Genomic DNA, 18,024 nt, shown 5'->3' on the forward strand with positions numbered 1-18,024 from the left:
CAAACACCTGCAGAACGACATCTGTCGTCTGCCGACTTTGCATCGACCAGCCAACCACACGCCGGGAATAGAGATCGATGACCACCGCGAGGTAGGCGAACCCCTCTTGCGTCCGGATGTAAGTGATATCGGTCACCCAGACCTTGTCCGGGGCCTCGACGTTGAACTGCCGGTCGAGGGTGTTGTCGACCACGACCGACGGCTTGCCGCCATAACTTCCGGGGCGGCGCTTGTAGCCGATCTGCGCCTTGATCCCCGCAAGCTGCGTCAATCGGGCGACCCGGTTCGGACAAATGCTTTCGCCCTGTTCAACCAGATCATCATGCAGCTTGCGGTAGCCGTAGACCTTGCCGCTCTCGGCCCAAGCCTTCTGCAGCAGTTCGGTCTGGCGCCTGTCTTCCTGGGCTCGCGCGCTCACCGGCGCCTGCAGCCAGGCATAGAACCCGCTCGGCTGGATGCGCAGGCACCGGCACATCGCACGGATGGAAAACTGACCCCGATGCTCGGCCACGAACGCGTATCTCACTTTGCATCCCTGGCGAAATACGCGGTGGCTTTATTTAGGATGTCACGTTCCTCCGATACCCGGACCAGCTCTCGCTTCAGTCGTCGGATCTCGGCATCCTTTGCCGTCTCACCCGACACCGCCTTCGCGAACTTGCGCTTCCAGGCATAGAGCGAGTGCGTGCTCACCCCGAGCCGCTCAGAGACCTCCTTGGCCGGGTAGCCCCGCTCCGTGATCTGCGCCACCGCATCGCGCTTGAAATCGTCAGTGAAATTACCTGTGCCCATCATGGCCTCCTTGCCTCAAAGTTAGCGAAAAAGGCGTCCACGAAACATGGGGCTATTCATGTCCTGCCACTGGTCTTTCATCCAGTTGCGACCGGAGCCCAGTGATCATTTGTGGGTGTCTTCGATGTAAAAGCAATGGCTCGGCTTGCATGGGCCTCCATTCGCGCAACGGGGCGGTCGATTGCGGTGATCAGAGCCCGGGCAAAGTCTGCCGGCGTCTGATAGCCGAGCGCCGAGTGGGGCCGCTCTGTGTTGTAGTCCCGGACCCAGGACGCGATCAGATGGCGAGCATGGGCCAAGCTATGGAACAGCGTTTCGTTGAGGAATTCGTCGCGCATCCGGCCGTTGAAGCTTTCGACGAAGCCGTTCTGCATGGGCTTTCCCGGCGCGATGTAGTGCCACTCGATCCGATGCTCGCCGCACCATTTCAGGATGGCATTCGAGGTCAGTTCCGTGCTGTTGTCGGAGACGATCATGCCCGGGCGCCCCCGCCGTTCGATCAGTGCCGTCAGCTCCCGCGCGACACGGCGGCCCGAGATCGACGTGTCGGGGATGGCGGCAAGGCATTCCCGGGTCACGTCATCGACCACATTCAGGATCCGGAACCGGCGCCCGCAGGCGAACTGGTCGTGAACGAAGTCGAGGGACCAGCGTGCATTGGCCCGCGGCTCGACCAGGATCGGCGCGCGGGTGCCAAGCGCCTTGCGGCGGGCGCTGCGTTTACGGACGGTTAACCCCTCTTCGCGGTAGAGCCGATAGATCCGGTTGATGCCAGACGGCTCTCCTTCCCGCCGCAGCAGCACGAACAGCCGCCGGTATCCGAACCTGCGCCGCTCGTTGGCAAGCTCGCGCAATCGTCCGCGCAGCGCCCCATCTGCCGGGCGCCGCGACCGATAGCGGACCATCCTGCGATCGGCGCCCGCGATCCGGCACGCCCGCCGCTCCGAGACCCCGAACCGGGCCTGCAGATGCGCGACCGCCTCGCGCTTCACGACGGGCGTCACCATTTTTTTGCCAGCAGATCCTTCATCGCGGCCATGTCGAGCATCTGCTCGGCCAAGAGCCTCTTCAGCTTGGCATTCTCATCCTCGAGCGCCTTCAGCCGCTTCGCCTCAGGCACCGTCATGCCGCCGAGCTTGGCTTTCCAGTTGTAGAAGGTGCCTTCCGACATCCCGTGCTTCCGACACAGATCGGCGCACTTCGCGCCCGCGTCGTGCTCGGCCAGAATGCCGATGATCTGCTCGTCCGTGAATCTCGTTCGCTTCATTGTCCGTCCTCAGGTTGGGCCGGACTCTAATCGACGGTGGAGGAAAAATCCCGTGGCAGGTCACGCGGCCTGCCACTGCCGCTTTCCCATCTCGGAACATTTTGTTGAGTCAGCGTTGAGTCATCTGCGCACAGCAGAAAGCCCCGCGTTGTGGCGGGGCATATGTATTTGATCTGGCGCTAGATTTTGGTTGCGGGGGCAAGCTATGATCTTTACTTGCGACCGGAGCAAGTAAAGATGGTTGCAGGTATGCCCCTCAATCAGTACCTGCAATTCGCCCCAGTCGAACACACCGCAAGAACTCTTCTGGCATTGGAGGGTAGTGGCGGTCCGTTTCGCGCCGCAGCGTAATTTCCGCCTGCCCACTCACACGAAGAATTACAGGGAAGGCAACTTGCCGGGGCGGATCGACGACGCCGACATGCTACATACACAGGTCGCCCCTGACAACGACAGGCCATGCGGTATTCCACAATCGCTTACCGATCCAGCGTCTTCAGGATGCTGCCACACCTGGACCGGATCGCCTTCTCGACTTCGTCGAGCATCGGATGATCGCCTGCCGACATGGCCGCGACGGCTGCTCTCGCATCGGCAAGCCGTTCCTGGATCGCCTCGGCCAGCACTTTCACACGCTCAAGCGCGACCCTTGGTGCGAGCCCGCATTTTTTCGCCTCGCGCGCCCAATGCCGCCCCTCGATATACTCCCCGCGGCGTTTGTCATCGACATCAAGGGCAAGGTTCTCGGTAATCCCGGGCCAGATCTTGGCGCACATCACATCGTAGATCGGGGCAAGTTCGATACCATCGCCCCGGATCAGGATGGAATAGTTCTTCAGATGCGCATCCGTGTTGCAGCACAGCACGTTGAAGACCATGGCGTCCCACAGCCGGAACACCTCGGCCGCGCCTCCGATGGCGCGCAGCCGGTCCATCATGGCGGCGAAACTGCCCTTCGGACCGTTCGTCTGGTTGTGCTGGTATTTCGCCGAGGGTGGCAGGCCAAGCGCCTGACAGAAGTCCTCCTGATGCAGCCGCCGCAAGGCCTCGCCCTGCTGCAATCGGTCATAACGCCCGACCAGTAGATAGAACCGCTGCCCCGCCCTGCCCGTACTAACATCCGGTGCACGCAGGCCGACCAGCCGCGCCAGTGTCAGGCACAGCGCCTCATTCTGCACGCCGCCCCAGAGGCGATCGCTGTCCGGCTTCAGGATATGGCTCGAGGCTGTGCCGTTGACCGGGATGGCAATACGACTGCCCTCCAAAACGCGCACGGCCAGCTTGCTCTGCACTCCGGCAAGCGACATGGAGACCCCGTCTTCGCCTGCGAGGAATGGCTTTCGCGGGAGTTCGCCGATGATCCGTTCGAGTTCCTCTTCAGAGGCAACCTCGCGCACCTCAGAGCCGGTCATGCCGCGCTCGGCGAAGGAAATCGCCCCCGACGTGTCGCGCCCCACCCGTCCGAGCAGGGCCAGCACATCGGTATGAGGAACATCAAGGATGCGCGCCATCATGCGGATGGCATCATTGTCTTCGGGCAGCAGGTTGATCAGCCACGGAGCAAGCATCGGCCAGCCCCATGGCTCGGCGCTGAGCGGCATGGTTGTCGAGAGCGGAAAGGCACCGTCCTGCGCCAGCCATGCCGGATCATAGCGGAACTCCGGGGCGGTGCTTTCGCCCGTGATGATCTCGCCGACCGGATAACGCTCATAGAACAGCTGCATGGGTCATCTGCTCACAAAGGCGGCAGCATGGAGCCGGAAGACTTCGGCCCCTCGGAGAACAGACCCTCAATCCGCATGCCCAGCGCCTCGGCCGCAGCCAGAGCCGGGGCAAGGTAGCTGGTCCCCTTTCCTCGCTCGAGTTCACTGACGAAGCGTCGATTGGTGCCGATCATGCTAGCGAGGTCCGCCTGTGTATGCCCAAGCGCCTTGCGGCGCGCCCGGATGGCTGCGCCGAACTCTTGAGCCAAGCGTTCTTCTGCCGTGGACAGGCCCATAAAATCCTCGCACAAATGATACGCAGATGTATCTCATTGGGCATGAAGAAGCAATATGGTACCTTGATGTAGCATTCTAGCGCCAGAACCAAAATGATACAGTTTGGTACCATCTCACCTGGCCGCCCGTCGGATGATAAAGAGCGGTATCTCAATAGCACTGTAGCACTGGGCATGTCGTTCCACCGAAGGCTGCAAATCACACGACACAGGCGAAATCGATGCTGACAAGGAGAGGTTGACCAACAAGAAAACACATTATACGAGTATAAAACTCAATTTTTGATGTGCGGTATGGTATGAAGAATCTGAAAGCGCTCAGGGAGAAATCCCGCCTTACTCAAACTGAACTTGCCCAGCGGGTAGGCACAACGCAGCAGACAATCGCCAGATGGGAAGCGGGAAAAGCAGAACCGAACCTTGCCGCGTTACGTGATCTGGCAATCTGCCTTGGAACAACTGTGGATGGTCTCGTAGGCAGAACCTCGGTGATCGCGCATCAAACCACCGATCCTTTCGCGTGGATTTCCGGGGACGAGAGCGGTTACTGGGGTAATATCGGGCTTCGCCTGCCTCAGGCTTCATTTTCCCGCTGGTATCCGATCACGACCACAACAATGCGGCGCCTTTCCTCAGATCTGCAGTCCGTGGCGGCTGATAACTGGATTTCGTTCCAAACACTAAATAACAAGATGGTTTGCTGTCGCCCGGCTTCAGTAAAGGCGTTTACGTTCCTCGACGAAGCCGAGGATCAGATTGAAGGGGATTGGCAGGTTGGCCCGGCCGACGTCGAAGGCTGGCCGATGGAAGTTTACGGATGCCTAGAGCATCTGATGTACGAAAGGCACAGCGTTCGCGCGAATGACCAGTTTTCCGACAAACTCATCCACTTGGCCAACACGCTTATAGGTGATCACGATCTTGATGATGAAAAGTTAGAAGAGATGTGCGTCGATACTCGGGTCATATATACCGATGGGACAAGCAGCCTCTTCTGCTGTTCCCCGGATCGGCTAGCTGATATAGTGGCACAAGTTGATCTCGGCTTTGATCTTGATGATTCTGCCATGCTTCATCTCGATGATAAGCATGGCGATCATAGCGTATTCATCTCTACAGGCCTTGTCTCGCTTATGGAGCTTCCGTTGATCATCTTGAAGCGCGGCTTGGAAGCATTGGATTCCGAACTTTCTAATGATGAGGTCGACAATATCGACTGACAGGCGACTCCGGATCAAAAATTCCAGCATATGCGGTGAATATTTTTATGAATTGTCCTCTTAACCTTCTTGGCTAACGAATGACATGACGGTTTCGATTGGTCTGCGCCCCATGTTGCGGTAGCCGAGATGCGGCCGCTCGGTGTTGAGCTACCCCCCGAAAATCGGACAGTGACGGAAGCTACGATCTGAAGTCTGCTGGTCTCCAAGAACGAGGAGAACAGAGATGTCGAGACGCAGGAACCACGATGCGGCGTTCAAGGCGCGTGTGGCGCTGGAAGCCGTGAAGGGGGAGCGCACAGTGTCAGAGCTGGCCGCCGAATATGGCGTGCATCCGACGATGATCCATCAATGGAAACGGTCGCTTCTGGAGGGTGCCGCAGGGATCTTCGAGCGGGGCGGCAAGGCTGCGGCAGCGGCCGAGGTTGCCGAAGAAACTGTCCGTGACCTGCACGCCAAGATCGGAGAGCTGGCCGTCGCCAACGATTTTTTGTCACGAAAGCTCAAGCCCTGGATCGGCAAGTGAGGCGCGGAATGGTTGAGAAGAACCACCCAAGCCTGTCGGTCGGGGCGCAGTGCCGCCTGCTATCGATCTCGCGGTCGTCGTTCTATTACGCGCCGCAGGGCGAGACGGCGATGAACCTCGACCTCATGCTGTTGATCGACAAGCAGTTCCTGGATACACCCTTCTACGGCGTGCGGCAGATGACGTGGCACCTGCAGAACGAGGGGCATGGTGTGAACCAGAAACGCATCCGGCGGCTGATGCGGCTCATGCGCCTGATGCCGATCTACCAGAGGCCCAACACCAGCAAGCCGAGAAAAGGCCACAAGACCTATCCCTATCTGTTGGGCGGGCTGCGGGTGGATCGGCCCGGTCAGGTCTGGTGCGCAGATATCACCTATTTGCCGATGCGGCGGGGCTTTCTGTATCTGGTGGCGATCATGGACTGGTTCACCCGCAAGGTGCTGGCCTGGCGGATATCGAACACGCTGGAGGCCGACTTCTGCGTCGAGGCGCTGAACGAGGCCATCCATCGCTTCGGCGCGCCCGGGATCATGAACACGGATCAGGGCTCACAGTTCACGTCCTTCGCCTGGACTGATCGGCTGAAGCGCATTGGCACTCGGATCTCGATGGACGGCAAGGGGCGCTGCATCGACAACGTCTTCATCGAGCGTCTGTGGCGATCCCTGAAGTATGAATGCGTCTACCTGCACGCCTGGGAAACGGGATCGCAGGCCAAGGTTGGTATTGGGCACTGGATCAACTTCTACAACCATCGACGACCCCACACTGCCCATGGCGGGCAGCCGCCCGCCGTGGTCTACTTCAACAGCAGCGAAACCGATCAGCAGGCACAGGCAGTAGCTTAAATCAGCCGGAAAGCTGTCCAAGGATCGGGGAGTAGCTCAGTGTTGTAGTGGACAAGCCAGGCATCGAGATCTGCCTGCATCGCCTCGACGCTGTCGTAGAAGGTCTCGCGCATCTTGATGCGGAAGAATTCGTCGAGGACCGTGCCGTTGAAGCGCTCGGCGAAGCCGTTGGTCTTGGGCGTCCTGACCTTGGTGCGGCGGTGCTCAATGCCGTTGAGATCCAGGTAGAGCTCGTAGGGATGCTTCTCGGTGCCGCAGAACTCTCGGCCGTTGTCGGTCAGCACGGCTTTCACCGGCAGGTCCAGATTCGCGGAGAAGGGCAGCACGGCGTTGTGCAGCACCGCCACCGCGGCCTCCGGCTGCTTGGAGACGTGCAGAAAGCCGAAAGCGCAGGAGCCGTAGGTGTCGACCACTGCATGCAGGTAGACTTTTCCCACGCCCTTCAGGCTGCCGACGAAGAAGGTGTCAGCCGACAGAAGCGCGCCAGGAGCGCTGCTCTCGACATGGCGCTCCCGGAAGCAGGGATTGAGCTTCTCAAGGAACGTAGCCTGTTCGGGAGTGATGTCGATCACCTTGCCGGCGTTCGCCTCCTCCAGCGCCAGCCAGCGCTCGATCCTGGTGCCCAAGCCATGGTCGTTGAGCAGCTTTCTGGATCGTGATCGCCGAGACCCGCGTCCCCTCCAGCGACAGGATGGCCTCAAGACGGTTGCAGCCGTAGGCGGGATGCTCCAGCGCCAGGGCCCGGATGCGGTCGACGACCTCCGGCGCGGTCGCCCGAGGATGGGACTTGTGGATCGGCGGCAGGTCCTTCAGGCCGTCAAAGCCCTGCGTCTGAAAGCGGCGCTTCCAGTCATAGAAGCTGGTGCGATCCATGCCCCGCTGGCGGCAGGCTTCGGCGACATTCCCAAGTTCTCGCGCCAGGTCCAGCACGCTCATCCGCTGCTGCGCAACCTTGCTGATCGCGTCACGTGGTGCCGATTTCCTGATCTTCGATGATCTATCCATGGTCCCTTCCTCCTTGCTGAGAATAGCACCGCAAGAAGGTTAAGAGGACACATGAATTGCTGCGCGCTGCACAATGATAAGGCCTGACCTGATCAGGTGCTTCATCTCCGAAAACAGCAACTCGAAAGCTGCCATTGTCGTTGCCCGTGACCGCCCTATTCTCCTCGCGCTATGCTGCTCCGGACGGAAACATCGCTCCATGGCGAAGTATTTCGCACAGCAGCGTAGGAGACAGACCGAAACCGAATGCGACCTTTTCACCACTGCTTCGCGTTTCTATCGTCGGCAATTCAACGCTGCCTAGCCTGTCTCGAGTTCCTTGGGAACGGACAGATCAGCTACCCGCAGGCAAGGGATCGGTCCCTTCGCTAAGGATCGCAAGATAGCGGCGGTAGCTGAACACCCGCCCCCGCTTGCGCCCGGTGATTTCGTCGACGATGCCCATCTTCTCCAGATCGGCCAAGGCGGCATTGACCGTCGGAGCCGACAGGCCTGTCTGCCGGACCAGTTGGTTGGAGGTCAGGAACGGGTTTTGTTGGAAGAGGTCGTGGATGCGGAGGGTCGATCCGGCGCGATCACTTTCGGTAGTGATGCGCTCGCGGTCTTCCTTGAACAAGTCGACGATCCTGGTCGCTGCCTCGAACGCCTGGTTTGCCGTCTCGGCCACCCCGGCAAGGAAGAAATCCAGCCAGGCCTCCCAATTGCCATGCTCGCGCACCTCCTGAAGCAGGCGGTAATAGTCGGCCCGATGTGTCTTCAGATAGAGGCTGAGATAGAGCAGCGGCTTGCGCAGCACCCCGTTGACGCAAAGATACAGCGTCACCAGCAGGCGGCCGATACGGCCGTTGCCATCGAGGAACGGGTGGATGGTCTCGAACTGGACATGCAGTAGGCCAGCCTTGATCAGCGCCGGCAATCGCGAACTGTCCTCGTGCATGAAACGCTCCAGCGCGTCGAGGCAGGCATCGAGTTCGGTGACGGGCGGCGGAACATAGAGCGCGTTGCCGGGACGCGAGCCGCCGATCCAGTTCTGCGAACGGCGGAACTCGCCTGGACTTTTCGTGCCGCCCCGCCCACTTTGCAGCAACCGCGCGTGCATCTCGCGGATCAGGCGCAGGGACAACGGCAATTCCTCCAGCCGCTCCAGCCCATACATCATCGCATCGACATAGTTCGACACCTCGCGGATGTCGTCTATCGGCTCCCCGGCCTGGGCTTCGGTCTCGAAGCGCAGAAGGTCGTGTAAATGCTGGATCACAATTCCCCAGAAGTGCTGGCGCAATATTCCCCACCCTTCGGGTTCGGCCATCAGCCGTGCAGGTGATGGGCTCCTCCATTTTTGAGCGGCCGATCGCGCCGCTTTGGCGGGGGCGGCGGCGTAATGGTGGCGTGCGCCCGGGTGTGTTCCGGGATCAGGTCGGCGTGTTGGCGTAGCCGGTAGCTGGCGCCTTCGATCTGAACCACGACGGCATGGTGCAGGAGCCGATCCAGAAGCGCGGTCGCAACAACGGGATCACCGAAGATCTCGCCCCATTCTGCGAAGCCGCGATTTGAGGTCAGGCTGTTGATTTCCACCCAGAACTGAGCCGGATAGGCGCGTAATTTCCACTGAGAATTGAGCCATGTGAACCTTTCCCCAAAGCGATGAGCGGCGGGGGTAACGGGAGTGATCCACATGGGACTTTTGAACCTCATTCGACGCATGCACTTGCGGCAGAAGCTGTCGGTCCGCGAGATCGCGCGGCGCACCGGCCTGTCGCGCAACACGATTACCAAGCACCTGGCGGAGGGCACGATCGAGCCGAAGTTCGCGACGCCGGATCGGCCGAGCAAGCTTGATCCTTTCGCCGAGAAGCTGGCCGGCTGGTTGAAAACGGAGGCCGGCAAGTCGCGCAAGCAGCGGCGGACGCTGAAGCAGATGCATGCCGATCTCGTCAAGCTTGGGTTCACCGGCTCCTACAACCGGGTTGCGGCATTTGCGCGGCAATGGCGGAAAGATCGCCAGCGCGAACAGCAGACCACGGGACGCGGCACCTTTGTTCCGCTGTCCTTTCGACCGGGCGAAGCGTTCCAGTTCGACTGGAGCGAAGACTACGGGCATCTGACCGACGATCGCACCAAGCTTCAGATGGCACATATCAAGCTGTCCCACAGCCGGGCGTTCCTGCGCGCCTATCTGTTGCAGACCCACGAGATGCTGTTTGACGCCCACTGGCATGGCTTCCGCGTGTTCGGCGGCGTGCCCGAACGAGGCATTTACGACAACATGAAGACGGCGGTGGACCGGGTCGGCCGCGGCAAGGAGCGGCAGGTCAACCTCCGCTTTCTGGCCATGACGAACCACTACGTCTTCGAACCGGAGTTCTGCAATCCGGCCGCAGGCTGGGAGAAGGGTCAGGTCGAGAAGAACGTTCAGGACTCCCGCCGCCAGCTCCTGCAGGAGATGCCGGGCTTTCCCGACCTTGCCACGATGAATGCCTGGCTGGAACAGCGCTGCCTGGAGGTGTGGCAGGAGACCCCGCACGGCACGCTGCCCGGCACGATCGCCGATGTCTGGGCTGAGGAGCGGACCGCGCTGATGCCGTTGCCGCCCGCCTTTGACGGCTTCATCGAACTGAGCAAGCGCGTCTCGCCCACCTGCCTGATCAGCTTCGAGCGCAATCGCTACAGCGTGCCGGCGTCTTTCGCAAACCGGCCTGTCAGCCTGCGGATCTATCCGGACCGGTTGGTCGTGGCGGCCGAGGGCAACATCCTGTGCGAGCATGGCCGCGTGTTCCAGCGCAATCACCAGGTGCCGCCGCGGACGATCTATGACTGGCGGCACTATCTTGCCGTTCTTCAGCGCAAGCCCGGTGCATTGCGCAATGGCGCGCCCTTTGCCGAGTTCCCGCCTGCCTTCCGGCAACTGCAGGAGCAGATGCTCCGCAAACCCGGTGGGGACCGCGAGATGGTCGACATTCTCGCCCTGGTTCTCCAGCACGACGAACAGGCCGTGCTGACCGCGGTGGAGTTGGCCCTGGCCGAGCGCGTGGCAACCAAGACCCATGTGCTGAACCTCCTGCACCGGCTGGTCGACAGAAAGGTCATTGCGGGCCGCCCCTTGATACTCCGCAGGCCTTGGCCCTGCGCCGCGAGCCAAAGGCCAATGTCGAACGCTACGACGGCCTGCGCACCCAAGCTGCAGGAGGCCGTCATGCGTCATGATCCTGCCAGCGGCGCCATCGTCATCATGCTTCGCAGCCTGAAGATGCATGGCATGGCGCAGGCCGTGACGGACCTGATCGAGCAAGGGGCGCCGGCCTTTGATGCAGCCGTGCCGATCCTGTCTCAACTGCTGAAAGCCGAGATGGCCGAGCGCGAGGTCCGCTCCATCGCCTATCACATGAAGGCCGCACGCTTCCCGGCATACAAGGACCTCTCAGGCTTCGACTTCTCGGCCAGCGAGATCAACGAAGCCACGGTGCGCCAGCTGCATCGTTGCGAGTTCATGGACGGGGCACAGAACGTGGTTCTGATTGGCGGTCCGGGCACGGGGAAGACCCACGCCGCAACCGCCCTCGGCGTTCAGGCCATAGAGCATCACCGCCGCAAGGTCCGCTTCTTCTCCACCATCGAACTGGTCAACGCCCTCGAACAGGAAAAGGCCAAGGGCAAGGCCGGGCAGATCGCCGAAAGCCTGACCCGCCTCGATCTCGTGATCCTCGATGAGCTGGGCTATCTGCCCTTCAGTGCCTCGGGCGGGGCGCTGCTCTTCCATCTGCTGAGCAAGCTCTACGAACGCACCAGCGTCGTCATCACCACAAACCTCAGCTTCAGCGAATGGGCCACGGTCTTCGGCGACGCCAAGATGACCACCGCGCTGCTCGACCGCCTCACCCATCGCTGCCACATCCTGGAGACCGGAAACGACAGCTTCCGCTTCAAAGCCAGTTCAGCCGCCGCAGCGCGCCAAAAGAAGGAGAGCAATCACGCCTTGACCACTGAATGACCCGAAAACCATAATCAGAGGTGGCTCACTTCTCGATGGAAATGCCGGCTCAGTTCTGGGTGGAAATCAACACGCTGACTTCCAGCAGATCACCCGCAGCCGGACAATCGAGCGCAGACTGCGCGGAGCGGAGGAACTCACCGCGATCGCGTGGGTGCTTCTGGAGGCGCTGTTCCCGGTCGAAAAGGGTGTGCGGCTTCTTGGCGTGACGCTATCCTCATTGGAGCCGGAAAGAGACGAAGATGTCGTCCGGCAACTTAGCCTCGAACTGCCGGGTCTGTAGAAACCGAACGGGAGTGGCCGGATGAAGCGGCGTGACGAGGAAAGGATTGCGGCCCAACTCGCCAAGGCGATGGCCATGATCTGCGTACGCAACACCATGCTGGAGAACATCCATGCGGGGCGCGTGCCGGTAACGAAAGCCGGAGATTTCTCCGATGTTATCGTCGTCGATGCCGACGGCAATCAAATTCCATGGCAAGAGCTTTCGCGCATTGACGACAACGAAATGCGTGATCTGATGCGGCAGGTAGTAAATCGCCTCTATACGTTCCAGCTTCGCTTCGGAGAGCCCGAGTTTCAGGCATTCGTGAACCGCTGGCTCGGCGTCGCACGCAAGTGGGACGAACCCGTTCTTGATCCCGGCCTGCCTGGCATCATCCCCCCGGACGCAGCGGATTGACGAACTCCAGCCCGGCGAAGTCCTTCTCGTTGTCCGTAACCACAATGCAGTCGTTCGCACCTGCGACAGAAGCGATGATCATATCCAAGGCGCTACGCGGACGACCTGCCGCCTTCCCTTCCGCCATCAACCGCGCCCAGATCAGGCCCGCTTTGTCATCGAACGAGAGAATTCGACCGGTGAACAGTTCCCGCGGCCCCTCCGGTCCTGAGAACCATGCCTCGAGAGCATCGCGCTTTTTCCCGCGCGGTTTCTCCAGAATACCGCGCCGGATCTCGGCGATGGTCAGCGCCGAAATAAGCAGGTCTTCGTCGCGCTGCTCCGCCCACCACGCCAACAGCGCTTCCGACGGATGCGGCTTGACGACGTTGCTGATGATGTTGGTATCGAGGAGATAGCGCGTCACAGATCGACCCGGCGCCCTTCCTCGCGCGGGCGCGACAGATCGAGATTGGCGCCGACAAGGGGCGAACGGCGCAGCGCGGACAGGATGCCGCCAGATTTTGGCGGCTCACCCGCGACGAGGGCTGCCTTGACCGCAGCCCGCGCCTGATCCGCTTCCGGTCCCTCCTCCGCCAGTTGGCGGGCGAGCGACCGGATCAGTTCGCGGTCGGATTCCAATGCCAGGACCTCAAAGCGCTTGAAGCCACGCTGCGTCAGGCGCGCCCGGTAGTTCTCGATCGCTCTTTTCTGTGCGGCATTGCTCATTGCTGGCCTCCGTTCTATATCCTGATATATAGCCGATATTATCCTTACAAACAAGGGATGTCAGCGATGCCGCGCGACTCGCACCATAGACCGTTAGTGCAGAAGAAAACTGCGCGTTCCCGCCAGTATTTTCCATATGCTGTGATGCGCTACGCTTCGCCAGACCGCGCGGAAGACGCCGATCACGCCTCCTCCACCGCCAGAATTACGGGTTTGATTTCAGTTGCTTGGCTGGCTTCAGGTGGCGATGCTGCGAAGCATGACCTTGCGAGCCCCCGGAAACACAGCAAAGATGTCAGGACGAGAGCGCGAAGCGTTACTCGAATCCCTGATGATCGACGAGCCGGAACTGACGTTCACCCCGTGCGGCAATCCCGATCCGCGCCTTCTGCGTCTCGTCGAGTTTCTGGCGCGGCAGGCAGCGCGGGAATGCTACGCCGAGGAGTGAAGATGACGCGTCGACGGGGGAAGCGCACCTCCTGATGCCGAAAGGAGATGTGCAGTGAAAGTCGCGATCTACGCCCGCTATTCGTCGGACAATCAGCGCGAGGCGTCCATCGCCGACCAGTTCCGCATGTGCCGCCTGCGGGCGGAGAAGGAAGGCTGGACGGTGGTCGAGGAATATTCCGATCACGCCATCTCCGGCTCCAGCATGATTCAGCGTCCCGGCATCCAGGCGCTGATCATGGATTCCTCGCGCGGCCGCTTCGACCTGATCATGGCCGAAGCGCTCGACCGGATCAGCCGTGACCAGGAAGACATCGCCGGCATCTACAAGCGCATGCGCTATGCCGATGTGAGGATGTTCACCCTGTCCGAGGGCGAGATCAGCGAATTGCATGTTGGCCTGAAGGGCACGATGAACGCGCTGTTCCTGAAAGATCTCGCCGACAAAACCCGGCGCGGTCAGCGCGGGCGTGTCGAGGCGGGCAAGTCGGGCGGCGGCAATTCCTACGGCCATGATGTCGTCAAGAAGTTCGACGCCAATGGCGAGCCCATTCGCGGCGACCGGACCATCAACGAGGCGCAGGCTGATGTCGTGCGTCGCATCTTCCGCGACTACGCCGCCGGCAAGTCGGCCAAGACCATTGCCTTCGCCCTGAACAGGGACCGTATCCCCGCGCCGTCGGGCGGAGACTGGGGGTTCAGCACGATCAACGGCAACCCGAAGCGTGGCAACGGCATCCTCAACAACGAGATGTATGTCGGCAAGATCGTCTGGAACCGCCAGCGTTTCGTCAAAGACTCCGATACCGGCAAGCGCCAGGCCCGGCCCAACCCAGAATCGGAATGGGTCATTCAGGAGGCGCCGGAGCTGCGCATCCTCGATGACGACCTCTGGAACGCCGTGAAGGCGAGGCAGGACGAGAACCGGACTGAGCGGGACGAGAGCGGCGTCGCCGACGTCCGCAAGATGAACTACCGACGCCGGCCGAAATATCTCTTCTCGGGCCTGACCAAATGCGCCTGCTGCGGCGGAGGATACTCCGCCATCTCGGCCACGCTGATCGGCTGCTCGACAGCACGGAACAAAGGCACCTGCGACAACCGAACCAACATCCGCCGCGACGAATTGGAGACGCGCGTGCTGAATGCGCTTCGCACCAAATTGTCGATCCCGAATTGTTCGCTCACTTCTGCGCGGTGTTTACGCAGGAGATGAACCGGCTGCGGATGGAAGGCCGCGCCGGTATCGCCGCGGCCGAGGCCGAGATGGCGAAGATCGACCGGGAACTCGACACGCTGCTCAACCTGATCCTCAAGGGCGGCGCGGCTGACGCCATCAATTCCAAGATGGTCCTGCTCGAACACCGCAAGAAGGAGCTGGCTCTGTTCCTGGCCGAGGCCGAGGAACCGCCTCCCCTTCTGCACCCCTCGATGGCGCTGCAATACCGCAGGCGGGTGCAGCAGCTCTATGAAGCCCTGCAGGACGAAGAGGAAGAGAAGCGGGTCGAGGCAGCAGACATCCTGCGCTCGCTGGTGGAAAAGATCGTGCTGACGCCGGTGGACGGCAAGGTGGAAATCGACGTTCAGGGCGATCTCGCTGGAATCCTTACGATTTCCGCACAAACGAAAAAGCCCGCCGAAGGGGCGGGCGGATCGCAAGTGACGATGGTTGCGGGGGCAGGATTTGAACCTGCGGCCTTCAGGTTATGAGCCTGACGAGCTACCGGGCTGCTCTACCCCGCGCCAATGGATGTCCTGCTCGGTTTTTTTCATCGTGTCGGAGAGATGTTCGCGTCTTTCCAGGTCTGGCGGTGACCTACTCTCCCACGTCTTTTGACGCAGTACCATCGGCGCAGCGGCACTTAACGGCCGAGTTCGGGATGGGATCGGGTGTTTTGCTCGCGCTAGGGCCACCAGACCGGGAAAGAAGCGATCAGCGTGTTCCGTTTTCGGGAACGTGTTGTCCAAGGATGCTTTCGGGAAGAAGTCCTGCTTCTTCCGGATCAAATCAAGCCTATCGAGCCATTAGTACCGGTCAGCTGAATACATTGCTGCACTTACACCTCCGGCCTATCGACGTGGTGGTCTTCCACGGCTCTCAAGGGAGACCTTGTTTTGAGGGGGGCTTCACGCTTAGATGCCTTCAGCGTTTATCCTGTCCGTTCATAGCTACCCTGCACTGCCGTTGGCACGACAACAGGTCCACCAGTGGAACGTTCACCCCGGTCCTCTCGTACTAGGGGCAACTCCTCTCAAGTCTCCAACACCCACGGCAGATAGGGACCGAACTGTCTCACGACGTTCTAAACCCAGCTCACGTACCTCTTTAAACGGCGAACAGCCGTACCCTTGGGACCTGCTCCAGCCCCAGGATGAGATGAGCCGACATCGAGGTGCCAAACGATGCCGTCGATATGGACTCTTGGGCATCATCAGCCTGTTATCCCCAGCGTACCTTTTATCCGTTGAGCGATGGCCCTTCCACTCGGGACCACCGGATCACTATGGCCGACTTTCGTCTCTGCTCGACTTGTCAGTCTTGCAGTCAGGCTGGCTTCTGCCATTGCACTCAACGAGCGATTTCCGACCGCTCTGAGCCAACCTTCGCGCGCCTCCGTTACTGTTTGGGAGGCGACCGCCCCAGTCAAACTACCCACCACGCAGGGTCCCGGATCCGGATGACGGACCGCGGTTAGACATCAGAACAGCGAAGGGCGGTATCTCAAGGATGGCTCCACGGGAACTGGCGTCCCCGCTTCAAAGCCTACCGCCTATCCTGCACATCGCAATCCTGATGCCAGTGCGAAGTTGTAGTAAAGGTGCATGGGGTCTTTCCGTCTAACCGCGGGAAGTCTGCATCTTCACAGACAATTCAATTTCGCTGAGTCCACATTTGAGACAGCGGGGAAGTCGTTACGCCATTCGTGCAGGTCGGAACTTACCCGACAAGGAATTTCGCTACCTTAGGACCGTTATAGTTACGGCCGCCGTTTACCGGGGCTTCAATTCAAGGCTTGCACCTCTCCTTTTAACCTTCCGGCACCGGGCAGGCGTCAGACCCTATACGTCGCCTTACGGCTTCGCAGAGCCCTGTGTTTTTAGTAAACAGTCGCCACCCCCTGGTTTGTGCCCCCGACCGACAGTTGCCTGCCAATCGGGCCTCCTTCTCGCGAACTTACGGAGGTATTTTGCCGAGTTCCTTAAATGTGGTTCTCTCAAGCGCCTTGGTATTCTCTACCAGTCCACCTGTGTCGGTTTAGGGTACGGTCTTGTGGAGGGCTATTTCCAGGAACCGCTGAACTGCCCGACCAATCCGATAAGGTCGAACAATCTTTGCGATCCGTCACCATCTCCTGGCCCAGGAATATTAACCTGGTTCCCATCGACTACGCCTTTCGGCCTCGCCTTAGGGGCCGGCTTACCCTGCTCAGATTAGCTTTAAGCAGGAACCCTTGGACTTTCGGCGACAGGGTCTCTCACCCTGTTTGTCGCTACTCATGTCAACATTCTCGCTTCTGATCACTCCACCGGATGCCTCACGGCCCGGCTTCACAGTCAGAACAGTGCCTCCGTTACCCTTCGCAGGGCAAAAGAGGCAGCGTTCTCTATCACAGAACGCTCCGCTACCACGCACCATAAGGTGCATCCAAAGCTTCGGCTCGTGGCTTGAGCCCCGTTACATCTTCGCCGCAAGACCTCTTGATTAGACCAGTGAGCTGTTACGCTATCTTTAAAGGATGGCTGCTTCTAAGCCAACCTCCTGGTTGTTTTGGAAGTCTCACATGCTTTCCCACTTAGCCACGAATTGGGGGCCTTAGCTGTTGGTCAGGGTTGTTTCCCTCTCCACGACGGACGTTAGCACCCGCCGTGTGTCTCCCGGATAGTCCTCTCGGGTATTCGGAGTTTGCTTAGACTCAGTAAGGCTGTGGGCCCCCATCATCCATGCAGTGCTCTACCCCCCGAGGGATACGTCCGAGGCGCTACCTAAATAGCTTTCGCGGAGAACCAGCTATCTCCGAGTTTGATTGGCCTTTCACCCCTAGGCACAAGTCATCCCGACCTTTTTCAACAGGTGTGGGTTCGGACCTCCAGTTGGTGTTACCCAACCTTCATCCTGCTCATGCCTAGATCACTCGGTTTCGGGTCTGATCCGTCTGACTCAAGCGCCCATTTAAGACTCGCTTTCGCTGCGCCTACACCTAACGGCTTAAGCTTGCCAGACAGACCAAGTCGTTGACCCATTATACAAAAGGTACGCCGTCACCCCTCAAGGAGGCTCCGACTGCTTGTAGGCGTCCGGTTTCAGAAACTGTTTCACTCCCCTCGTCGGGGTGCTTTTCACCTTTCCCTCACGGTACTGGTTCGCTATCGGTCAGTAAGGAGTACTTAGCCTTCGAGGGTGGTCCCCCGATCTTCAGACAGGATTTCACGTGTCCCGCCCTACTTAATGCGTCCCATCAGACTTCCCATACGGGGCTGTCACCCGCTCTGGCCAGACTTTCCAGTCTGTTCTGGTCATCCTCAAGGCTCGGCTGGTCC

Annotated in this window: 13 protein-coding genes, 1 tRNA gene, 2 rRNA genes and 3 pseudogenes (1 of these 19 only partly in view); 7 read left to right on the forward strand and 12 right to left on the reverse strand. The window is 60.1% G+C overall.

What is annotated here, in order from left to right:
• Positions 1-7: 7 nt before the first annotated feature.
• From PXD02_RS12680 to PXD02_RS12695, 4 genes and pseudogenes are all read right to left on the reverse strand, one after another.
• Positions 8-792 (reverse strand): annotated as a pseudogene (locus PXD02_RS12680) (IS3 family transposase); the annotation flags it as partial.
• A gap of 77 nt (positions 793-869) precedes the next feature.
• Positions 870-2,059 (reverse strand): IS3 family transposase gene (locus PXD02_RS12685; protein WP_275103585.1). Its coding sequence is split into 2 segments (ribosomal slippage): positions 870-1,807 and positions 1,807-2,059, totalling 1,191 coding nucleotides; the frame shifts between segments, so codons are not numbered across the junction.
• Between the two features lie 479 nt (positions 2,060-2,538).
• Positions 2,539-3,783, reverse strand: a complete 1,245-nt coding sequence (locus PXD02_RS12690; protein ID WP_275104222.1) for a type II toxin-antitoxin system HipA family toxin — start codon at positions 3,781-3,783, stop codon at positions 2,539-2,541.
• An 11-nt stretch (positions 3,784-3,794) separates the two neighbouring features.
• On the reverse strand, positions 3,795-4,058 hold the full coding sequence (locus PXD02_RS12695; RefSeq protein ID WP_275104223.1) for a helix-turn-helix domain-containing protein: 264 nt from the start codon (positions 4,056-4,058) through the stop codon (positions 3,795-3,797).
• A 299-nt stretch (positions 4,059-4,357) separates the two neighbouring features.
• Between PXD02_RS12695 and PXD02_RS12700 the strand changes: the two genes are divergently transcribed.
• Positions 4,358-5,278 (forward strand): helix-turn-helix domain-containing protein, encoded by a 921-nt coding sequence (locus PXD02_RS12700; RefSeq protein WP_275104224.1) that lies wholly within the window; start codon positions 4,358-4,360, stop codon positions 5,276-5,278.
• Positions 5,279-5,504: 226 nt separating this feature from the next.
• A protein-coding gene (locus PXD02_RS12705) for an IS3 family transposase (RefSeq protein WP_473092014.1) occupies positions 5,505-6,655 on the forward strand; the annotation gives its coding sequence in 2 pieces (ribosomal slippage) (positions 5,505-5,778 and positions 5,778-6,655; 1,152 coding nt in all).
• A gap of 35 nt (positions 6,656-6,690) precedes the next feature.
• Here PXD02_RS12705 and PXD02_RS12710 read toward each other — a convergent pair.
• The 3 genes and pseudogenes from PXD02_RS12710 to PXD02_RS12720 form a co-directional block, all read right to left on the reverse strand.
• Positions 6,691-7,660: pseudogene (locus PXD02_RS12710) on the reverse strand (IS481 family transposase); the annotation flags it as partial.
• A 334-nt stretch (positions 7,661-7,994) separates the two neighbouring features.
• Positions 7,995-8,969, reverse strand: a complete 975-nt coding sequence (locus tag PXD02_RS12715) for a Fic family protein (RefSeq protein WP_275104225.1) — start codon at positions 8,967-8,969, stop codon at positions 7,995-7,997.
• A complete protein-coding gene (locus PXD02_RS12720) occupies positions 8,969-9,337 on the reverse strand; it encodes an ATP-binding protein (RefSeq protein ID WP_473092024.1) in 369 nt (122 codons plus the stop codon). Before PXD02_RS12720 ends, PXD02_RS12715 begins: the two co-directional genes overlap by 1 nt.
• On the opposite strand from PXD02_RS12720, the pseudogene istA reads away from it, so the two are divergent.
• From istA to PXD02_RS12735, 4 genes and pseudogenes are all read left to right on the forward strand, one after another.
• Positions 9,336-10,864, forward strand: a pseudogene (gene istA, locus PXD02_RS12725) (IS21 family transposase). The gene PXD02_RS12720 and the pseudogene istA sit on opposite strands and share 2 nt — an antisense overlap.
• Positions 10,854-11,648, forward strand: a complete 795-nt coding sequence (gene istB, locus PXD02_RS12730) for an IS21-like element helper ATPase IstB (protein ID WP_275104226.1) — start codon at positions 10,854-10,856, stop codon at positions 11,646-11,648. Before istA ends, istB begins: the two are co-directional and overlap by 11 nt.
• A gap of 55 nt (positions 11,649-11,703) precedes the next feature.
• Complete coding sequence (locus tag PXD02_RS16905; RefSeq protein WP_473092086.1) at positions 11,704-11,931, forward strand: DinB/UmuC family translesion DNA polymerase; 228 nt, start codon at positions 11,704-11,706, stop codon at positions 11,929-11,931.
• Positions 11,932-11,952: 21 nt separating this feature from the next.
• Complete coding sequence (locus PXD02_RS12735) at positions 11,953-12,330, forward strand: hypothetical protein (protein WP_275104227.1); 378 nt, start codon at positions 11,953-11,955, stop codon at positions 12,328-12,330.
• Here the strand turns inward: PXD02_RS12735 and PXD02_RS12740 are convergent.
• Positions 12,305-12,736, reverse strand: coding sequence for a PIN domain-containing protein (locus PXD02_RS12740; protein WP_275104228.1), 432 nt, complete (start codon positions 12,734-12,736; stop codon positions 12,305-12,307). The genes PXD02_RS12735 and PXD02_RS12740 overlap by 26 nt on opposite strands.
• Positions 12,733-13,038, reverse strand: coding sequence for a hypothetical protein (locus tag PXD02_RS12745; protein ID WP_275104229.1), 306 nt, complete (start codon positions 13,036-13,038; stop codon positions 12,733-12,735). Before PXD02_RS12745 ends, PXD02_RS12740 begins: the two co-directional genes overlap by 4 nt.
• 502 nt (positions 13,039-13,540) lie before the next feature.
• On the opposite strand from PXD02_RS12745, the gene PXD02_RS12750 reads away from it, so the two are divergent.
• On the forward strand, positions 13,541-14,701 hold the full coding sequence (locus tag PXD02_RS12750) for a recombinase family protein (protein WP_342759027.1): 1,161 nt from the start codon (positions 13,541-13,543) through the stop codon (positions 14,699-14,701).
• Between the two features lie 450 nt (positions 14,702-15,151).
• Here PXD02_RS12750 and PXD02_RS12755 read toward each other — a convergent pair.
• The 3 genes from PXD02_RS12755 to PXD02_RS12765 all read right to left on the reverse strand — a co-directional run.
• Positions 15,152-15,228: transfer RNA gene (locus tag PXD02_RS12755), tRNA-Met, on the reverse strand.
• Between the two features lie 60 nt (positions 15,229-15,288).
• Positions 15,289-15,403, reverse strand: a 5S ribosomal RNA gene (gene rrf, locus PXD02_RS12760).
• An 86-nt stretch (positions 15,404-15,489) separates the two neighbouring features.
• A 23S ribosomal RNA gene (locus PXD02_RS12765) occupies positions 15,490-18,024 on the reverse strand (it continues 297 nt past the right edge of the window).

The sequence above is a fragment of the Paracoccus sp. S3-43 genome (assembly GCF_029027965.1).
GTDB lineage: Bacteria > Pseudomonadota > Alphaproteobacteria > Rhodobacterales > Rhodobacteraceae > Paracoccus.

What these genes read in the sequence shown, in the direction of transcription:
- PXD02_RS12690 (WP_275104222.1), bottom strand. Translation starts at nt 3,783, where the DNA reads ATGCAGCTGTTCTATGAGCGTTATCCGGTCGGCGAGATCATCACGGGC.
- PXD02_RS12695 (WP_275104223.1), bottom strand. Translation starts at nt 4,058, where the DNA reads ATGGGCCTGTCCACGGCAGAAGAACGCTTGGCTCAAGAGTTCGGCGCA.
- PXD02_RS12700 (WP_275104224.1), top strand. Translation starts at nt 4,358, where the DNA reads ATGAAGAATCTGAAAGCGCTCAGGGAGAAATCCCGCCTTACTCAAACT.
- PXD02_RS12715 (WP_275104225.1), bottom strand. Translation starts at nt 8,969, where the DNA reads ATGGCCGAACCCGAAGGGTGGGGAATATTGCGCCAGCACTTCTGGGGA.
- PXD02_RS12720 (WP_473092024.1), bottom strand. Translation starts at nt 9,337, where the DNA reads ATGTGGATCACTCCCGTTACCCCCGCCGCTCATCGCTTTGGGGAAAGG.
- istB (WP_275104226.1), top strand. Translation starts at nt 10,854, where the DNA reads ATGCGTCATGATCCTGCCAGCGGCGCCATCGTCATCATGCTTCGCAGC.
- PXD02_RS12735 (WP_275104227.1), top strand. Translation starts at nt 11,953, where the DNA reads ATGAAGCGGCGTGACGAGGAAAGGATTGCGGCCCAACTCGCCAAGGCG.
- PXD02_RS12745 (WP_275104229.1), bottom strand. Translation starts at nt 13,038, where the DNA reads ATGAGCAATGCCGCACAGAAAAGAGCGATCGAGAACTACCGGGCGCGC.